Source organism: Streptomyces sp. NPDC090994 (assembly GCF_044768905.1).
Lineage (GTDB): Bacteria > Actinomycetota > Actinomycetes > Streptomycetales > Streptomycetaceae > Streptomyces.
On sequence record NZ_JBIVWS010000007.1, the window covers coordinates 125,760 to 140,509 of the forward strand.

The window sequence follows — 14,750 nt, forward strand, 5'->3', positions numbered from 1 at the left end:
CCGTGGTGGCCGGACCCGGCCCCGCGAACCCGGCTGGAGGTGTCACATGGGACACGGTGGAGACGTCGTCGACGAACTGACGACCGATCACCGGGAGGTCGAGGAGCTCTTCGGGAAGATCGAGGCACTGCCGCCCGGCCACAAGGACCGCAAGGTGTACGCCGATCAGGTCACCATGGAGCTGGTACGGCACTCGGTGGCCGAGGAGATGTACCTGTACCCGGCCGTCCGGGAACACGTGGCCGGCGGCGCCGCGCTCGCGGACAAGGAGCTGGAGGACCACGCCGAGGCCGAGCAGCTCATGAAGGACCTGGAGCACCGGGAGGCGGACGACGCCGAGTTCGACCGGCTGATGGGCATGCTGATGAGCGAGATCCGCGCCCATGTGGCCGACGAGGAGGAGAACCTCTTCCCCCGGCTGCGCGAGGCGTGTCCACCCGAGGCGCTGGACAAGCTCGGTGACCAGGTGCGCAGGGCCAAGAAGACCGCTCCGACCCGCCCGCACCCGGCCGCGCCGGACACTCCGCCGCTGAACAAGCTGATGGACCCGGGCGCCGGACTGGTCGACCGGATGCGGGACGCGCTGTCGGGACGCGGGAAGTCCGGCTGAGACGGACGCGCCGACAGGTCCGCCACGTGCCGTACTGACGGACGCGCCGACAGGTCCGCCACGTGCCGTACTGACGGACGCGCCGACGGGCCCGCCACGTGCCGTACGTGACGGACCCGTCGGCCTGTTCAGCCGGCCGCCACCAGCAGTTCGGTGACCGCCCTGACCACGTCCTCGGCGCTTCCCGGGCCCGCCTCCCCGCGCACGAGGGCCGGTGTCCCGACCGCCGCGGCCAGGTGGGCCGGGCCCGTCGCGGCCGTGACGAGCAGGTCGGCGGAGTTCAGCACGCCCGCGAAGGCCCGCGAGGTGGTGCGTCCGCCGAGGTCGACCGCGGTGTCACCGCTGACCGCGCGGGTCAGGGCGGCCTCTTGCGGTCCGCCGGTGACGACGACCCGGTGGCCCGCGTCGCAGAGCCGGGCGACGATCCCGGCGCCGTGCGCGGCGTCCCAGGCCCGGCCCGGATCAGCCGCTCCGGGGTGGACGGCGACGTACGGCCCGTTGCCGGTGAGGGACGCGGTGTCGGGGACCGGCCGGACGCGGAGCCGTCCGTCGTCCCCGGCGCGCAGGCCGAAACCCAGGTCGGCCGCCGCGGCGAGGGCCGCCTCCGCCCCGGCCCGGACGGCGGTCCGGTGCCGCCGGGCACCGGCGTCGCCGACGCCGCGGAGGGGGCCGTCGGCCCGGCCGGCGGCGACGCGTCGTACCCGCGCCGAGCGCGGCAGGCGCGGGGCCGGCCAGTCACCGAGCGGCTCCGGGCCGAGGACGAGCGCGACGTCGTACACCTCCTGCCGCAGCCGCGTCAGCGGACCGTCGGTGCCACCGGTGCCGTCGTCGGGCCCGGGTGTGTCCCACACCAGTACGTCGTCGACGTGCGGCAGCAGCCGGGCGGCGGACGCCCCGCGGGCCTCGCACAGCATGGTGACCGTGCCCGCCCGGGTGGCCAGCGCCCGCACGGCCGGGCCGGCCAGCAGGACCTCACCGAAACCGCCGGGGTGGGCGACGAGCGCCTTCACGCCCACCACCCCCCGCCGTCGCGCACCACCGCGGCGGCCGGCACCGGTGCGGGCCGTTCGGTGCGGGCGGCGACGGTGCGCGCGAGGCCCTCCTGCCAGGTCACACCGGGCATCCAGCCGAAGATCTCGCGGGCGAAGCCGGTGACCGGCCGGGGCGACTCAGGGCCGTCCGGCGGCCGGCCGGTGCAGGTCAGCGGCGCGTCGGAGCCGGTCAGCTCGATGATCCGGCGGGCGATCTCCCGTTCCGTCGGCGCCTCGTCGCCGCCGAGGTCCACGGGCCGTACCGAGCGGCCGGCCGCGACCAGCAGCACCCCGTCGACCAGGTCGTCGACGTAGCACAGGGAGTGCCTGCGGGTGCCGTCCCCGGCGACGGTGACCGGCCGGCCCGCCAGGGCCTGGCCGAGGAAGGCGCCCGGCACCCCGCCGTCGTCCGTCCGCATCCCGGGCCCGCAGACGGGGAACAGCCGCACGATGCCGGCGTTCGAACCGGGGTCGCCCGCCCGTGCCGCGACCAGCGCCTCGGAGAACCGGACGGCCTCGGCGTACGCCCCGTGCGAGGAGAAGGGGTCGGCCGGGCCGGCGGGGCCGGGGTCCGCGGGCGGCGGCGCGGAGGCGAGCAGGAACCGGGCGCCGTCCCGGGCGGCGACGGCCAGGGCGGCGCGGGTCCCCGCGCTCGTGGTGTCCAGCAGGTCCAGCGGGCGGTCCGGCCAGGCGGCCGGGCGGCCGGGACCGGCCAGGTGCAGCACCAGGTCGTAAGGTCCGGCGAGGGCGTCCGGGAGGCCGGGGTCCGCGACGTCGCGTTCCAGGAAGCGGAACCCGGGGCGGCCCGCCAGGTGGGCCACCTTCTCGGCCCGGCCCGTCGAGAGATCGTCCAGACAGTCGACTTCGACACCCGAATCCAGCAGCCGGGCGCACAGGTGTGAGCCGAGGAACCCCGCGCCCCCGGTCACCAGGGCCCGGTCCCAGGGGGCCCGGGCCTCGGTCTTCATGGCGAACGCCGCCATCGGCATCATGAGGAGACCTTCCCTTCCTCCGCGCAGCGCTGACGACCCCGCCCCGAGTGCCCCACCGAGTCGTCTTCATGCTCTGACGCCTGCCGTGCCCCGTGGCTCCCGGGCGTCCGGGACGACGGTCCGGACGCTGTGTCCGGGGTCACGGCGCGGGAGCCCAGCGGACACCTGTGAGCAACCGCACTCACCGCGTCAAGCAGCTCTCGGCAGAGGCCAGTTGGCGATATCTCGTCCGCACGGCGGACGGTTTCCGTCATCGACTCGCCGTCTCCCTCTGCCACCATGGTCGGCGCCGTACTCCGGCCTTGTGGAGCGACCGTGCAGCGAAGCCGGCGATCCCGCTCCGGTCCCCCTCCCCCTCCGGGCTCCTCCCCCGGCCTTCATGAGTGACGCAACGTGCCTTCCTCCCCCGTCCCAGCCCCGCAGGCCCCCGCGCCTCCCCCGGCTTCAGCACCGTCCCCGCCCCCGTCCCGCTCGCCGTGGCGGTCCCTGCGCCACCGCGGCATGCGCTGGTGGTCGGTCGCCAACTTCGTGTCGAACGCCGGTACGTGGATGCAGCTCACGGTGCAGAACCTGCTGGTCCTCCAGATCACCGGGTCCGCCGCCGCGACCGGTCTGTCCATGTCCGTCCAGGCCGCGCCCGCCCTGCTGATCAGCGTCTTCGGCGGTGCCGCCGTCGACCGCTGGCCGCGCCGGCTGACGGCCGCCGTCAGTCAGACCCTGCTCGGCGCCGTCGCCTTCACCACGGCCGTACTGGTGGCCCTCGACCGCCTCGACATGACGTCCCTGATGGTGCTGGCCGCGGTGACCGGTGTCATCGCCACCGTCGACGGTCCGGCCTGCTCCCTGCTGGGCAACGACCTCGTCCCGGCGGAGGACCTGCCCTCCGCGATCGGGGTGGGCGCCCTGGTGCACCAGGCGGGCCGGCTCACCGGCGCCGCCCTGGCCGGGGTCGCCGTCGGCTTCCTGGGCACGGCCGCCGCCTACGCGGCCAACGGGGTCTCCTTCCTGTTCGTGGCCTCCGTCATCCCGTTCCTGCGTCCGGTGCGCGGGGCGGCGGAGCGGGCGGCCGGGGCGAGCGGGAAGCCGTCCCGGCGTCCCACGACGACCGGAACGGGCGTGCGCGAGGGCCTCGCCTTCTTCGCCCGGCGCCCCCGGCTGCTGGCGCTGGCCGGGGTCTACGGGATCAGCGCGGTCTTCGGCCGGAACTACCAGCTCACCCTGGCCGTGCTCGTCACCGGGCCGCTCGCGGGCGGCGCCGGGTCGTTCGGCACGGTCTCCACCGTCCTCGCGGCCGGCGGCATCGTCGGCGCGGTGCTGGGCGCCCGGATGCGGCGGCCCTCGGTGCGTCTGGTGGGCGCGCTGGCGGCGGCGGGCGGGCTGTTCCAGGTGGCGGCGGGGGTGTCGCCGTCGATGGCGGTTCTGCTGGTCATGGTCCTGCCGATGGCGGTGGTGGAGTCCGTCTCCGACACGGCCGCCACGTCGGTCCTGCAGACCGACCCGCCCGCCCACCTGCGGGGCCGGGTGCTGGGCGTGTGGGGCAGCATCGGCACGGTGTGGAGCCTCGGCGGTCCGCCGGCGCTCGGCCTGCTGATGGAGCTGGCCGGCGCGCGGGGCGCCCTGGTGACCGGCGGCCTCCTCATCGCCGCCGCGATCGGCGCGGGGCACCTGCTGCACCGGCGCCGCGTTCCGGTGACGGTGCCCGTGCGGCCCGAAGGCGCCGACGCCCCGGCCCGGCCGGCACTGACGCCGGCCGCCTGACCGCACCACCGGTGCCGCGTCGTCCCCGGGGTGGCCCGGCGGACGCCGCCGCTCAGGCGGCCCGCGCCGAGCCCGTGTCCAGGCGGGCCAGGAGCTGGGCGCGGTGGAGGTCGGCGACGGGGGCGAGCAGGTCGGGGTGGCGCAGCAGAGCGGCGGCCCGGCGGTCGGCGGCGTCGGGCGCGAGCAGCCGCCGGTACTCGACGGGCGCGGCCCCGGACGGCTCCGCCGGTACGGCCCTGTCATCAGCACGCCGAGCCACGGACGGCTCCGCCCGCACCGCGCCGTCCTCCGCGAGCGCGGCCACGGACCGGCCAGCCCCCACCACACCGTCCTCCGTGGATCGGTCCACCCCCACCTCACCGTCATCCGCGAGCCCAGCCACGGACCGGCCAGCCCCCACCACACCGTCATCCACGAGCGCGGACACAGCTCGGTCCGCCAGCTCCGCGTCGCCCAGCAGGCAGGCCGCCCAACTCGCCACGGCCTCGTCGACCCAGCTGCGCCAGGCGTGCTCGTCCGGCGCACCGGCCACGGCGTCGTCCGCGCCCGAGATCCGGTCCAGCCGGGCGGAGCCGCCGGGCCCCGCCACAGCGACCAGCGCGGCGTCCATCGGCGTCGGGTGGCGCAGCCTGGCCGCGACCGTCACGGCCTGGCGTGCCTGCGCCTCGCAGAGCGCGGCGGAGAACGCGCCGCCGTACGCCGGGTAGGAACGTGTCAGCCACTGGGTGGTGGCCGCGATGACCGGGGAGAGTTCTGCTTGCACTGCCGAGCCGTCCGAACTGGTCTTCGATGGGTGGTGGGGCAGCGGCCACCGTAGCCCGCGACGTCCGGCCCGTTCCGTGGCCCGGATCTCCCCGGCGCCGTGGCGTCGGCCACATCCGTGCCGCGACCTCGGCAGACGCGGTGTCCGCCGAGGTCAGGGGTGCGATCCTGGGCGGTCGACCGCCGGCCGCCGGCCAGCGTCACCCGGTCCACCGACCACGAAGCTTGAGGAGAACCACTGAGTACCGCCGTCCTCTCCGCGGCCGTCCCGGTCGCCCTGCTGCTGGGCGTGCTGGTCTTCGCCGTCGTACGCCCCCGGGGTCTTCCGGAGGCCACGGTCGCCGTACCCGCCGCCGCCCTGGCCGTGGCGCTCGGCGCGGTCACGCCGGACGCGGCCTGGACGCAGGTCCGCGACCTGCTGCCGGTCGTCGGCTTCCTCGCGCTGATCCTGGTGCTGGCGCACCTGTGCGCCCGGGACGGCCTGTTCGAGGCGGCCGGCGCGCTGGTGGCCCGCCGGTACGGGAGCAGCCCGCGGCGGCTGCTGGCCGGGGTGTTCGTGCTGGCCTGCGCGGTCACCGCCGTACTCAGCCTGGACGCCACGGTCGTGCTGCTCACCCCCGTGGTCCTGGCCACCGCCGTCCGGGCCGGCGCCCCGGCGCGTCCGCATCTGTACGCCGTCGCGCACCTGGCCAACTCCGCGTCGCTGCTGCTGCCGGTCTCCAACCTGACGAACCTGCTGGCGTTCACCGCGAGCGGGCTGAGCTTCACCCGGTTCGCCGTGCTGATGGCGCTGCCGTGGCTGGTCTCGGTCGGCGTCGAGTACGCGGTCTTCCGCCGTTTCTTCCGCGCCGACCTCGCCGTGCCCGCCTCACCGGAGGCCGCCTCACCGAAGGCGGAGGAGACGGAGGAGGCGGTAGGGCCCGCCGTCCCCCGTTTCACGCTCGTCGTGCTCGCCCTGACCCTGGCCGGGTTCGCCGTCACGTCGCCGTTCGGGGTGGAACCGGCGTGGGCGGCGCTGGGCGGTGTCGTGCTGCTCGGCGGCCGGGCGCTGCTGCGGCGCCGGGCCACCGTCCGGGAGCTGGCCGGTGCCGCGTCCCCGTTGTTCTGCCTGTTCGTGCTGGCGCTCGGCGTCGTGGTGCAGGCCGTGGTGGCGGGCGGCCCGGCCGACGGGCTGGGCCGGGTGCTGCCCTCGGGGCACTCCCTGCCGGCGCTGCTCGGGGTGGCGGCGGTGGCCGCCGTACTGGCCAACCTGGTCAACAACCTGCCGGCCGTGCTGGCCCTGCTGCCGCTGGCCGCGCCGGCCGGCCCCGGCCCCGTCCTCGCGGTGCTGATCGGCGTGAACCTGGGCCCCAACCTGACCTACGTCGGCTCGCTGGCCACCCTGCTGTGGCGGCGTGTCCTGCACGGGCACGGCATCGCCGCGGACATCGGCCTCTTCACCCGGCTCGGTCTGATCGCCGTACCGACCACGCTGGTGGCGGCCACGGTGGCGCTGTGGGTGTCACTGCGCGTCGTCGGCGCCTGAGCCCTCCTACGGGGTCACCACGGCGTGGTCGGGAGGGTGGGACGGCGGACGGCCTCGGCGGCGTCGCGCAGATGGAGGGCGACGGTGATCAGGGCACGCAGCGCGGAGGGGCGCAGGTTCTGGGCGCTCTCGGCGGCCAGCACCAGCAGACAGCCCGCCGCCTGCTCGACCACGGAGACGGGGATCTCGAAGTCCTCGTCGTCGGCGCCGCGGAAGGCGCGCCACGGGGCGGCGGCACCGTCGATGGCCCGCCGCACCGCCTGTTCGAGGTGCTGCGCGGCCTGCTCGCAGACGGGGGGCGGCAGGATGATCGTGCGGGGGAACGCTGAACTGGTCATGATCTCACTGGTCCCCCGCTCCCGGGCCGTTCGATCGGCGTGCGCGGCGGTATTCACCGGGTCGGCGGCTCCCCGGAGCAGGGTGGCCGCCATGGACGCGACGGACGGCGAGGGGCCCGGGGCCGCGGCGGCGCGGCTCACCGGGCGGGCGGTGACGGGCGGGCGCCGGCGGTCCGCCGGGCCGGCCGAGGTCACCCTCGACGACGGGCGGACGGCGGTGGTCAAGCGGGGCGACGACGAGGCCGCGGTCCGGGCGGAGGCGGCCGGGCTGCGCCGGCCGGCGGACGCCGGGGCGGTCCGGCTGCCCGCGGTGCGCGGCGCGGACCGGCGCCGGCCGGTCACCGGCCTGGTGGCCGAACCCCGCCGGACGTCCGGGCCGCAAGGCGGTTCGGGCGGCCCCGGCCGCGCCGCACGCCGCCGGGGCCGCCGCGTTCGGTACCGTGCCGCCCGGCGGGCCGGAGTGGGCGCACATCGGACGGGCGCCGCTGCGCGACGCGCCTGGCGCGGACTGGCCCGGCTGGTACGCCGAGCACCGGCTGCCGTACCTGCGCCGCGCGGTCGACGACGGCACCGTGCGTCCGGCGGAGGCCGCCGACGTCGAACAGCTCTGTGCGCGGCTGCCCGAGCCGGCCGGGCCCCCGGAGCCGCCGGCCCGGCTGCACGGCGATCCGTGGAACGGCGATGTGCTGTGGGGCGCCGACGGCGCGGTCCGGCTGATCGACCCGGCGGCGCACGGCGGGCACCGGAAGACCGCCCCGGCGGCGCACGGCGGGCACCGGAAGACCGCCCCGGCGGCGCACGGCAGGCACCGGAAGACCGGCCCCGGCGGCGCACGGCGGGCACCGGGAGACCGGCCTGGCGATGCTGGGCCTCTTCGGCTGCCGGCGCCTGGCGGCCGTGCTCGACGCCTACGACGGGGCGGCGCCGCTCGCCGCGGGCCGGCGGGAACGGGTCGGCGTGCACCAGCTGTTCCCGCTGCCGGTGCACGCCGTGCTGTTCGGCCGGGGCTACGCCGAGCAGGCCGTCGCGGTGGCCCGGGCGGCGCCGCGGCGCTGACTCACCGGGTCACGACGTGCCGCTCGTCGGGCACGCAGTGGGTCATGGTGAGGCCCTCGACGTCGCGCGGCGGGTTCTTGCCGAGGTTGGCCAGCCGCTTGCGGTCCTCGTCGGTGAGGTCCTGGCTGGCCAGCGGCTCCAGGCCCGCCACGTCCTCGGGCGAGATGCCGAGTCCCTCGCCGACCCGCAGCCCGAGGTCGTTCTCGACCAGCAGGAAGTGCCACACCATGCGCTCCTGCACCGGCCGGTCGCACTGGGAGAGCAGGTTGACGAAGTTCTTCACCAGGTCGTCGCGCTCCCACTGTTCCATCAGGCAGTAGCGCTGCCCTGCCTGGAGGTAGTCGTTGGTGCGCGGGATGCGCTTGCGGGTGACCCGGCCGCGGATCTCCGGCCCCTGCTCGTCGTGGGTGGGGTACTCGGCCTCCCGCAGGCTGCCGTCGGTGATCGACGGTTCGTAGTTGACCGACGGGTTCTCGCCGCCGTCGATGTGGTACGCCATGAAGCCGTCGCGCTGGTTGGTGCGCACGGTGGCGTTCTTGGCCTGGTTGACCGGGAGCTGGAGGTAGTTGGGGCCGACCCGGTAGCGCTGGGTGTCGCTGTACGAGAAGGTCCGGCCGACCAGCATCTTGTCGTCGGAGAAGTCCAGGCCGTCGACGAGGACGCCGGTGCCGAAGGAGATCTGCTCGTTCTCCGCGAAGAAGTTCTCCGGCATCCGGTTCAGCACGATCCGGCCCACCGGTTTGGGCGGGAACTCCTGCTCGGGCCAGGTCTTGGTGTCGTCCAGCGGGTCGAAGTCCAGCTCCGGGTGGTCGTGGTCGTCCATCATCTGGACGAGCAGCTCCCACTCGGGGTAGTCGCCGCGCGCCACCGCCTCGTAGAGGTCCTTGGTGGCGTGGCCGGTGGAGTCCGCCTGCACGTTGGCGGCGTCCTCCTCGGTCATGCTGCGCACGCCCTGCTTGGGCATCCAGTGGTACTTGACGAGCTTGGTCTCGCCGGCCTGGTTGACCCACTTGTAGGTGTTGACGCCGAAGCCCTGCTGGTGGCGGTAGTCGGCCGGGATGCCGCGCGGGCTGAACAGGTTGACCAGCATGTGCATGCACTCCGGGGTCTGCGACATGAAGTCGAAGATGCGCCGGGGCTGCTGCTCGAAGGTGACCGGGTCGGGCTTGAGGGCGTGGATGACGTCCGGGAACTTGATGGCGTCCCGGATGAAGAAGACGCCCAGGTTGTTGCCGACGAGGTCCCAGTTGCCGTCCTCGGTGTAGAACTTCACGGCGAAGCCGCGCGGGTCGCGGGCGGCCTCGGAGGAGTCGCGTCCGCCGATGACGGTGGAGAACCGCAGGGCGATGTCGGTGCGCTTGCCGCGCTCCTGGAACAGCTTGGCCCGGGTGTACCGGTCGATCGGCTCGTCGCCCCAGGCGCCGTACGCCTCGAAGAAGCCGTACGCGGTCACCCCGCGGGCGTGGACGACGCGCTCGGGGATGCGCTCCCGGTCGAAGTGGCTGATCTTCTCCAGGAAGTGGTAGTTCTCCAGCGTGGCGGGCCCGCGGGCGCCGACCGTGCGCTGGTTCTGGTTGTCGTAGACCGGGTGTCCCTGCCGGTTGGTGAGCACCTTCCGGTCGTCGCCGGGAGCGGGACCCTGGCTCGATACGTCGGTCATTTTCCTTCGGCTCCTTCGACTCGTGGCCGCCGCGGGCGATGCGCGTGACGAGGCGGCGGCCGTCGGCCGGTCGCGTGGACGTCCCGGGTACCCGGCCGCGCGGGGTCGGTCACCTGTGACCTTGACACGGCCCGAAGAGCCCCGCGACCGGCCGGACAGGGCCGAACGGCGCATCGTGGACCCGGTCGTGGGACCACCGCCGGTCCGTGGCCGACGCCCGGCCGGCCACGGAACACTCCGATGGCCGCCTCCGCACGGACCCCGACGGGCCCGGCCACCGCGTCCGTCACTGCGGCCGGGCCCGGGGGCGTGCCGTGGTCAGCCCTGGGCGAGCCGGGCGCGCAGCAGGTCCTTGCCCAGTTCGGCGCCCTTGCGGCTGTCCGCCTGGGCCTTGCGGAACAACTCGGCGACCTCGGTGTCCTTGTCCCGCTCGGCGTCCTGGATGTACGTCTCCAGGCGCAGCGCGTTGTTCAGGCACGACTCGACGTACCAGATGAGGTTGTAGTCCTTGTCCTGCGTACCGGTCACACCGCCGGTCTCCGCTCCGCTGGTCATTACGGGCCTCCACTTCACGCGTCTGTTCGGCCAGAGCCTTCTCAGGCCCCTTCTCGGTGCGGCCGGGTACCCCTGCCCCGCGGCGGCACACGGCCGGCCGCCGGCGCCCCCTCTCAAAATGTCCCAGCGGGACACATGTCCCGCTGGGACATTTTCGGGTGTACCGTGGGACGTATGACGGCAGCGAAGCCCACGGACACCCCGGGCGCGCCCGGTGCCCCCGACGACCGGCGCCGGCGCAAGGCGCGGCAGACCCGGGACGCACTGTCGGCCTCCGCCTGCGACCTGATCCTCGGACAGGGGACGGCGGCCACGACCGTGGAGGCCATCGCCGAGCGCGCGGGCGTCACCCGCCGTACCTTCAGCCGGCACTTCGCGGGCAAGGAGGACGCCGCCCTGGACTTCGTCCGCCGCGACGGCGACCGGATCAACGCGCTGCTGCGGTGCCGTCCCGCCGACGAGCCCCCGCTGACGGCCTACCGCCGGGCGGTGCACGCGTGGCTGACCGACCCGGACGACCCGCCCCGGCAGCTGCGCCCGCGGATGCGGCGGCTGCTGGCCCTGGTCGACAGCGAGCCCGCCCTCTTCGGCGCCTACCAGCGCATCCGGGTCGACGCCCAGGAGGAGTCGATCCGCATCGTCGCCGACCGGCTCGGCACGGACCCCACCCGCGACGTGCGCCCGGCCGCCGTCGTCGACGCCGCCGCCGGAGTCCTGGTCGCCGCACTGCGCGTCTGGGCCCGGACCGGCGACCAGAACTCGGGAGCCGCAGACCTCGCCGCCCTCGTGGAGCGGGCCTACGACGCCCTGACCTCGGAGATCGCGGCCGCGGTCCCCGACAGCACCACGGAAGAGTGAGAGAACACCATGAACACTGCGGGTACCACCCCCGTCACCGACTACGCGTCCGAGTTCGCCGGCCGCACCGCCCTGGTCACCGGCGGCGCCTCCGGCATCGGCCTGGCCACCGCCCGCCGCCTCGGCGCCGGCGGCGCCAAGGTCGTCGTCGCCGACTACAACGCCGAGGGCGCCGAGAAGGCCGCCGCGGACCTGAAGGCGGAGGGCTTCGAGGCCGCCGCCGTCACCCTGGACGTGACCAGCCCCGAGTCCGTCGAGGCGGCCGTCCGGTTCGCCGTCGACACCTTCGGCTCGCTGGACCTGGCGGTGAACAACGCCGGCATCGGCGGCCCGTCCGCCCCCACCGGCGCGTACGACATCGACGCCTACAGCCGCGTCGTGCGCACCAACCTGGACGGCGTCTTCTACTCGATGCGCTACGAGCTGCCCGTCATCGAGGCCGCGGGCAAGGGCGGCGCCATCGTCAACGTCGCCTCCATCCTCGGCAAGGTCGGCTTCGCCGGCTCCTCGGCGTACGTCGCCGCCAAGCACGGTGTGGTCGGGCTGACCGAGACGGCCGCCGCCGAGTACTCCGCCAAGGGCATCCGGATCAACGCGGTCGGCCCCGGCTTCATCGAGACGCCGCTGCTGAAGACCATGGACAAGGACGCCTACGACGGCCTGGTCGCCCTGCACCCGGCCGGCCGGCTGGGCACCTCCGAAGAGGTCGCCGAGCTGATCGTCTTCCTGCTGTCCGACCGCGCGTCCTTCATCGCGGGCAGCTACCACCTGGTCGACGGCGCCTACACCGCCGTCTGAGTCCCGCCCACGGGGGAGACGACAGAACGAAGGAGTTCGACCATGAAGGCTCTGCAGTACCGCACCATCGGGGCACCCCCCGAGGTGGTCACGGTCCCCGACCCGGAACCCGGGCCCGGACAGGTGCTGTTGAAGGTCACCGCGGCCGGGGTGTGCCACTCCGACATCGCGGTGATGGAATGGCCCGCCGAGGGCTTCCCCTACCCGCTGCCGCTCACCCTCGGCCACGAGGGCGTCGGCACGGTCGCCGCGCTCGGTGACGGCGTGACCGGGCTGAGCGAGGGCGACGCGGTCGCCGTGTACGGCCCCTGGGGCTGCGGCACCTGCGCCAAGTGCGCGGAGGGCAAGGAGAACTACTGCCTGCGCGCCGACGAGCTGGGCATCCACCCGCCGGGGCTCGGCCGCCCCGGGTCGATGGCGGAGTACCTGCTCGTCGACGACCCCCGGCACCTGGTCCCGCTGGACGGCCTCGACCCGGTCGCGGCGGTGCCGCTGACCGACGCCGGGCTGACGCCGTACCACGCCGTCAAGAAGTCCCTGCCGAAGCTCGGCCCGGGCTCGACCGCCGTGGTCATCGGCGCCGGCGGTCTCGGGCACGTCGCCATCCAGCTGCTGCGCGCGCTGACCTCCGCCCGGGTCATAGCCCTCGACGTCAGCGAGGACAAGCTGCGCCTGGCCCGTGAGGTCGGCGCCCACGAGACGGTGCGCTCCGACGACCGGGCCGTCGACGCGGTCCGGAAGATCACCGGGCCGGTCGGCGCCCAGGCGGTGTTCGACTTCGTCGGCGTCGCGCCGACCGTCCGGACCGCCGCCGGCGTCGCGGGCGTCGAGGCCGATGTCGCGCTGGTCGGGATCGGCGGGGCGCCGTTCCCGGTCGGGTTCGGCCTGACGCCGTTCGAGGTGTCGGTGTCGGCGCCGTACTGGGGCAGCCGGGGCGAGCTGATGGAGGTGCTGGCGCTGGCCCGCGCGGGAGCGGTGTCGGTGCACACCGAGACGTACTCCCTCGACGACGCCCCGCTCGCCTACGAGCGGCTGCACGAGGGCAAGGTCAACGGCCGCGCGGTGATCCTGCCGAACGGCTGACCGGCCGGTCACGCGGAGGCGCGACCGGTCCCCCGTTCCGGTCGTGCCCCCGCGTCGTCCCCCGTGGTGTCCCCCGCGGTGTCCGAACCTAGGGGGCGGCCCGGCCGCTGTGAAGCGTGCCGGTGCCCGCTGCCCGGCCCCGGGGACTCACCCGTGCACAGGTCAGTCCGGATGGTCCGCTTTCGTGCCGCACAGCGCCGGCCGGTCGAGGTCGCCCACGGCCAGATGGGCCAGGACGACCTCGTACAGGTCACCGCCGCCGGCCAGCAGCTGCCGCTCCAGGACCGGTTCGGCGCCGCGGACGTGGTCGCGCACGGTCTGCGGGTGCAGGCCCAGCGTCCGCGCGGTCCGCTCCGCGTTGCCGCCGGCCGCGATCCAGGTGCGCAGGGTGCGCCGCAGGTTGCGGGGGTCGGGCTCCAGCCGGCCGAGGAGGTCACCGGCCCAGGCGCGCGGCGCGGGGTCGGTCAGCAGCTCGGTGAGGCAGGTCCGGTCCGGCCGCTCGGTGTCCCGGTCGGCGGGGTGCGGGTCGAAGCCGGCCTCGGCGTTCAGCGCGAGGTGGGCGGTGGCCCGGACGGTCAGGTCGGAGAAGTCCGTGCCGAGCAGCGCGGCGACCCGGTCCATGCGGGCCCGGACGGTGTTGCGGCTGATGCCGAGTATCTTGGCCGCGTTGACGGCGGTGAACTCCAGGCCGAGCCGGGTGGTGGCGAGCAGTTCGGCCCGGGTGTGGTGGGCCAGCCCGTCCAGGGGGCGCAGTGTCCGAGCCGTCCAGCCGCGCAGCGCCGCCGGGTCGATCAGCCGCTCGGGAGAGGTCCGCTCGGCGTACACGGCTGCCCGCTCCGGACGGATCCGGGCGACGGCCAGGGCGCTGACGGCCTGGCCGTAGGCGGTGGCCGTGCGCACCAGGCTCTGCCGGACGCTGCCGCCCAGCAGGACCCCGGGGTGCCGCTGGACCAGGGCCCGCAGTTCGTCGCCGGTGCTCTCGCGGGGCGCCACCACGATCACATGGCCGTCCATGGCGGGGCAGCGCACGACGAGGGCGCCCTCCCGGGTGGCGTCCCGGCACTCCCGGGCAAGCCGGTCGCGCCGGTCGGGGTCGGTCTCGACGACGTAGACGCTGGCCGTGTCGGTGTCGAGCAGTCCCGGCCAGAACCCCGCGGCGACCCGGCGCGCGGAGACGATCTCCTCCACCATCAGCAGCTGCAGGATCGCCAGGCGCAGGTCGGAGGTGGCCCGCTCCAGCCGGTACCCGGCCTCGGCCGAGGCGCGGGCGGCCAGCAGCAGGGCGAGCGCCCGCCCGGTGTGCGCGACGATGCCGGACGCAGTCCGGTCGAAGGGCGTCTCGCGCGCCACCGCGAGCACGGCCGCCGGTTCCGTGCCACCGTGGTCCACGCGGACCAGACGCAGGTGGCGTCCGGCGTCCTGGAAGGCCGCGGAGGCGATCCGGCCGGCGGTGAGGTCCCGCACCAGCTCCTCGTCCGGCTCCACCGGGGTGCCGGCCAGCAGCCGCCCGCTGCCGTCGCGCAGGGACACGGCCGCGCGCAGGGCGCCGGCCAGCCAGTCCACGACACCGCCCACGTCGTCGCCGGCCGGTTTCAGACGGCCGAGCAGCTCCTCCGCCCACCGCACGTGCCCGCTGTCCTCGTCCCGGCCCGCCACGTCGTCCCTCTCTCCTCGTCTTCTCGGGTGTTTCGGTTCCCCGCCCCATCATCCCGGCCGGACGGCCG

At 75.2% G+C, this 14,750-nt stretch carries 13 protein-coding genes and 1 pseudogene; 7 read left to right on the forward strand and 7 right to left on the reverse strand.

The features are described 5' to 3' along the window. Window positions 1–46 precede the first annotated feature (46 nt). Window positions 47–610 carry a hemerythrin domain-containing protein gene (locus tag ACIQR3_RS17590; protein WP_403539554.1) on the forward strand — a complete coding sequence of 188 codons (564 nt, stop codon included), beginning with the start codon at window positions 47–49 and terminating at the stop codon, window positions 608–610. A 128-nt stretch (window positions 611–738) separates the two neighbouring features. Here ACIQR3_RS17590 and ACIQR3_RS17595 read toward each other — a convergent pair whose 3' ends face one another. Then, the gene (locus tag ACIQR3_RS17595; protein ID WP_403539557.1) at window positions 739–1,620 is read right to left on the reverse strand and encodes a glycosyltransferase family 9 protein; all 882 of its coding nucleotides are present in this window, start codon (window positions 1,618–1,620) and stop codon (window positions 739–741) included. Further along, entirely contained in the window at window positions 1,617–2,633 is a 1,017-nt protein-coding gene (locus ACIQR3_RS17600) for an NAD-dependent epimerase/dehydratase family protein (protein ID WP_403539559.1), read from the reverse strand. The genes ACIQR3_RS17595 and ACIQR3_RS17600 overlap by 4 nt, the downstream gene beginning before the upstream one ends. Before the next feature lie 501 nt (window positions 2,634–3,134). Between ACIQR3_RS17600 and ACIQR3_RS17605 the strand changes: the two genes are divergently transcribed. Next, window positions 3,135–4,391 carry an MFS transporter gene (locus ACIQR3_RS17605; protein ID WP_403539562.1) on the forward strand — a complete coding sequence of 419 codons (1,257 nt, stop codon included), beginning with the start codon at window positions 3,135–3,137 and terminating at the stop codon, window positions 4,389–4,391. A 52-nt stretch (window positions 4,392–4,443) separates the two neighbouring features. On the opposite strand, the gene ACIQR3_RS17610 is transcribed toward ACIQR3_RS17605, so the two are convergent. Continuing rightward, window positions 4,444–5,154 (reverse strand): hypothetical protein, encoded by a 711-nt coding sequence (locus ACIQR3_RS17610; RefSeq protein WP_403539564.1) that lies wholly within the window; start codon window positions 5,152–5,154, stop codon window positions 4,444–4,446. Between the two features lie 288 nt (window positions 5,155–5,442). Between ACIQR3_RS17610 and ACIQR3_RS17615 the strand changes: the two genes are divergently transcribed. Next, window positions 5,443–6,678 carry an SLC13 family permease gene (locus ACIQR3_RS17615; RefSeq protein WP_403539567.1) on the forward strand — a complete coding sequence of 412 codons (1,236 nt, stop codon included), beginning with the start codon at window positions 5,443–5,445 and terminating at the stop codon, window positions 6,676–6,678. A gap of 14 nt (window positions 6,679–6,692) precedes the next feature. On the opposite strand, the gene ACIQR3_RS17620 is transcribed toward ACIQR3_RS17615, so the two are convergent. Next, window positions 6,693–7,016, reverse strand: a complete 324-nt coding sequence (locus tag ACIQR3_RS17620) for a hypothetical protein (RefSeq protein ID WP_403539570.1) — start codon at window positions 7,014–7,016, stop codon at window positions 6,693–6,695. Window positions 7,017–7,107: 91 nt separating this feature from the next. Between ACIQR3_RS17620 and ACIQR3_RS17625 the strand changes: the two are divergent. Then, window positions 7,108–8,072, forward strand: a pseudogene (locus ACIQR3_RS17625) (fructosamine kinase family protein). Window position 8,073: 1 nt separating this feature from the next. Here the strand turns inward: ACIQR3_RS17625 and ACIQR3_RS17630 are convergent. Both ACIQR3_RS17630 and ACIQR3_RS17635 read right to left on the reverse strand, forming a co-directional pair. Beyond that, a complete protein-coding gene (locus ACIQR3_RS17630; RefSeq protein WP_403539573.1) occupies window positions 8,074–9,732 on the reverse strand; it encodes a catalase in 1,659 nt (552 codons plus the stop codon). A gap of 318 nt (window positions 9,733–10,050) precedes the next feature. Beyond that, a complete protein-coding gene (locus tag ACIQR3_RS17635) occupies window positions 10,051–10,287 on the reverse strand; it encodes a hypothetical protein (protein ID WP_403539576.1) in 237 nt (78 codons plus the stop codon). Window positions 10,288–10,461: 174 nt separating this feature from the next. On the opposite strand from ACIQR3_RS17635, the gene ACIQR3_RS17640 reads away from it, so the two are divergent. From ACIQR3_RS17640 to ACIQR3_RS17650, 3 genes are read left to right on the forward strand one after another with little or no spacing between them, the layout of a single operon-like run. After that, entirely contained in the window at window positions 10,462–11,145 is a 684-nt protein-coding gene (locus ACIQR3_RS17640) for a TetR/AcrR family transcriptional regulator (protein WP_403539578.1), read from the forward strand. Window positions 11,146–11,154: 9 nt separating this feature from the next. Then, window positions 11,155–11,943, forward strand: a complete 789-nt coding sequence (locus tag ACIQR3_RS17645; protein WP_403539579.1) for an SDR family NAD(P)-dependent oxidoreductase — start codon at window positions 11,155–11,157, stop codon at window positions 11,941–11,943. A 42-nt stretch (window positions 11,944–11,985) separates the two neighbouring features. Next, on the forward strand, window positions 11,986–13,026 hold the full coding sequence (locus ACIQR3_RS17650) for an NAD(P)-dependent alcohol dehydrogenase (RefSeq protein WP_403539581.1): 1,041 nt from the start codon (window positions 11,986–11,988) through the stop codon (window positions 13,024–13,026). A 162-nt stretch (window positions 13,027–13,188) separates the two neighbouring features. Here ACIQR3_RS17650 and ACIQR3_RS17655 read toward each other — a convergent pair whose 3' ends face one another. Then, entirely contained in the window at window positions 13,189–14,682 is a 1,494-nt protein-coding gene (locus ACIQR3_RS17655) for a helix-turn-helix domain-containing protein (protein ID WP_403539584.1), read from the reverse strand. Between the last annotated feature and the right edge of the window lie 68 nt (window positions 14,683–14,750).

Coding starts and splice junctions, on each gene's coding strand:
- ACIQR3_RS17590 (WP_403539554.1), top strand. CDS start 47: ATGGGACACGGTGGAGACGTCGTCGACGAACTGACGACCGATCACCGG.
- ACIQR3_RS17600 (WP_403539559.1), bottom strand. CDS start 2,633: ATGATGCCGATGGCGGCGTTCGCCATGAAGACCGAGGCCCGGGCCCCC.
- ACIQR3_RS17605 (WP_403539562.1), top strand. CDS start 3,135: ATGCGCTGGTGGTCGGTCGCCAACTTCGTGTCGAACGCCGGTACGTGG.
- ACIQR3_RS17620 (WP_403539570.1), bottom strand. CDS start 7,016: ATGACCAGTTCAGCGTTCCCCCGCACGATCATCCTGCCGCCCCCCGTC.
- ACIQR3_RS17630 (WP_403539573.1), bottom strand. CDS start 9,732: ATGACCGACGTATCGAGCCAGGGTCCCGCTCCCGGCGACGACCGGAAG.
- ACIQR3_RS17635 (WP_403539576.1), bottom strand. CDS start 10,287: ATGACCAGCGGAGCGGAGACCGGCGGTGTGACCGGTACGCAGGACAAG.
- ACIQR3_RS17640 (WP_403539578.1), top strand. CDS start 10,462: ATGACGGCAGCGAAGCCCACGGACACCCCGGGCGCGCCCGGTGCCCCC.
- ACIQR3_RS17645 (WP_403539579.1), top strand. CDS start 11,155: ATGAACACTGCGGGTACCACCCCCGTCACCGACTACGCGTCCGAGTTC.
- ACIQR3_RS17650 (WP_403539581.1), top strand. CDS start 11,986: ATGAAGGCTCTGCAGTACCGCACCATCGGGGCACCCCCCGAGGTGGTC.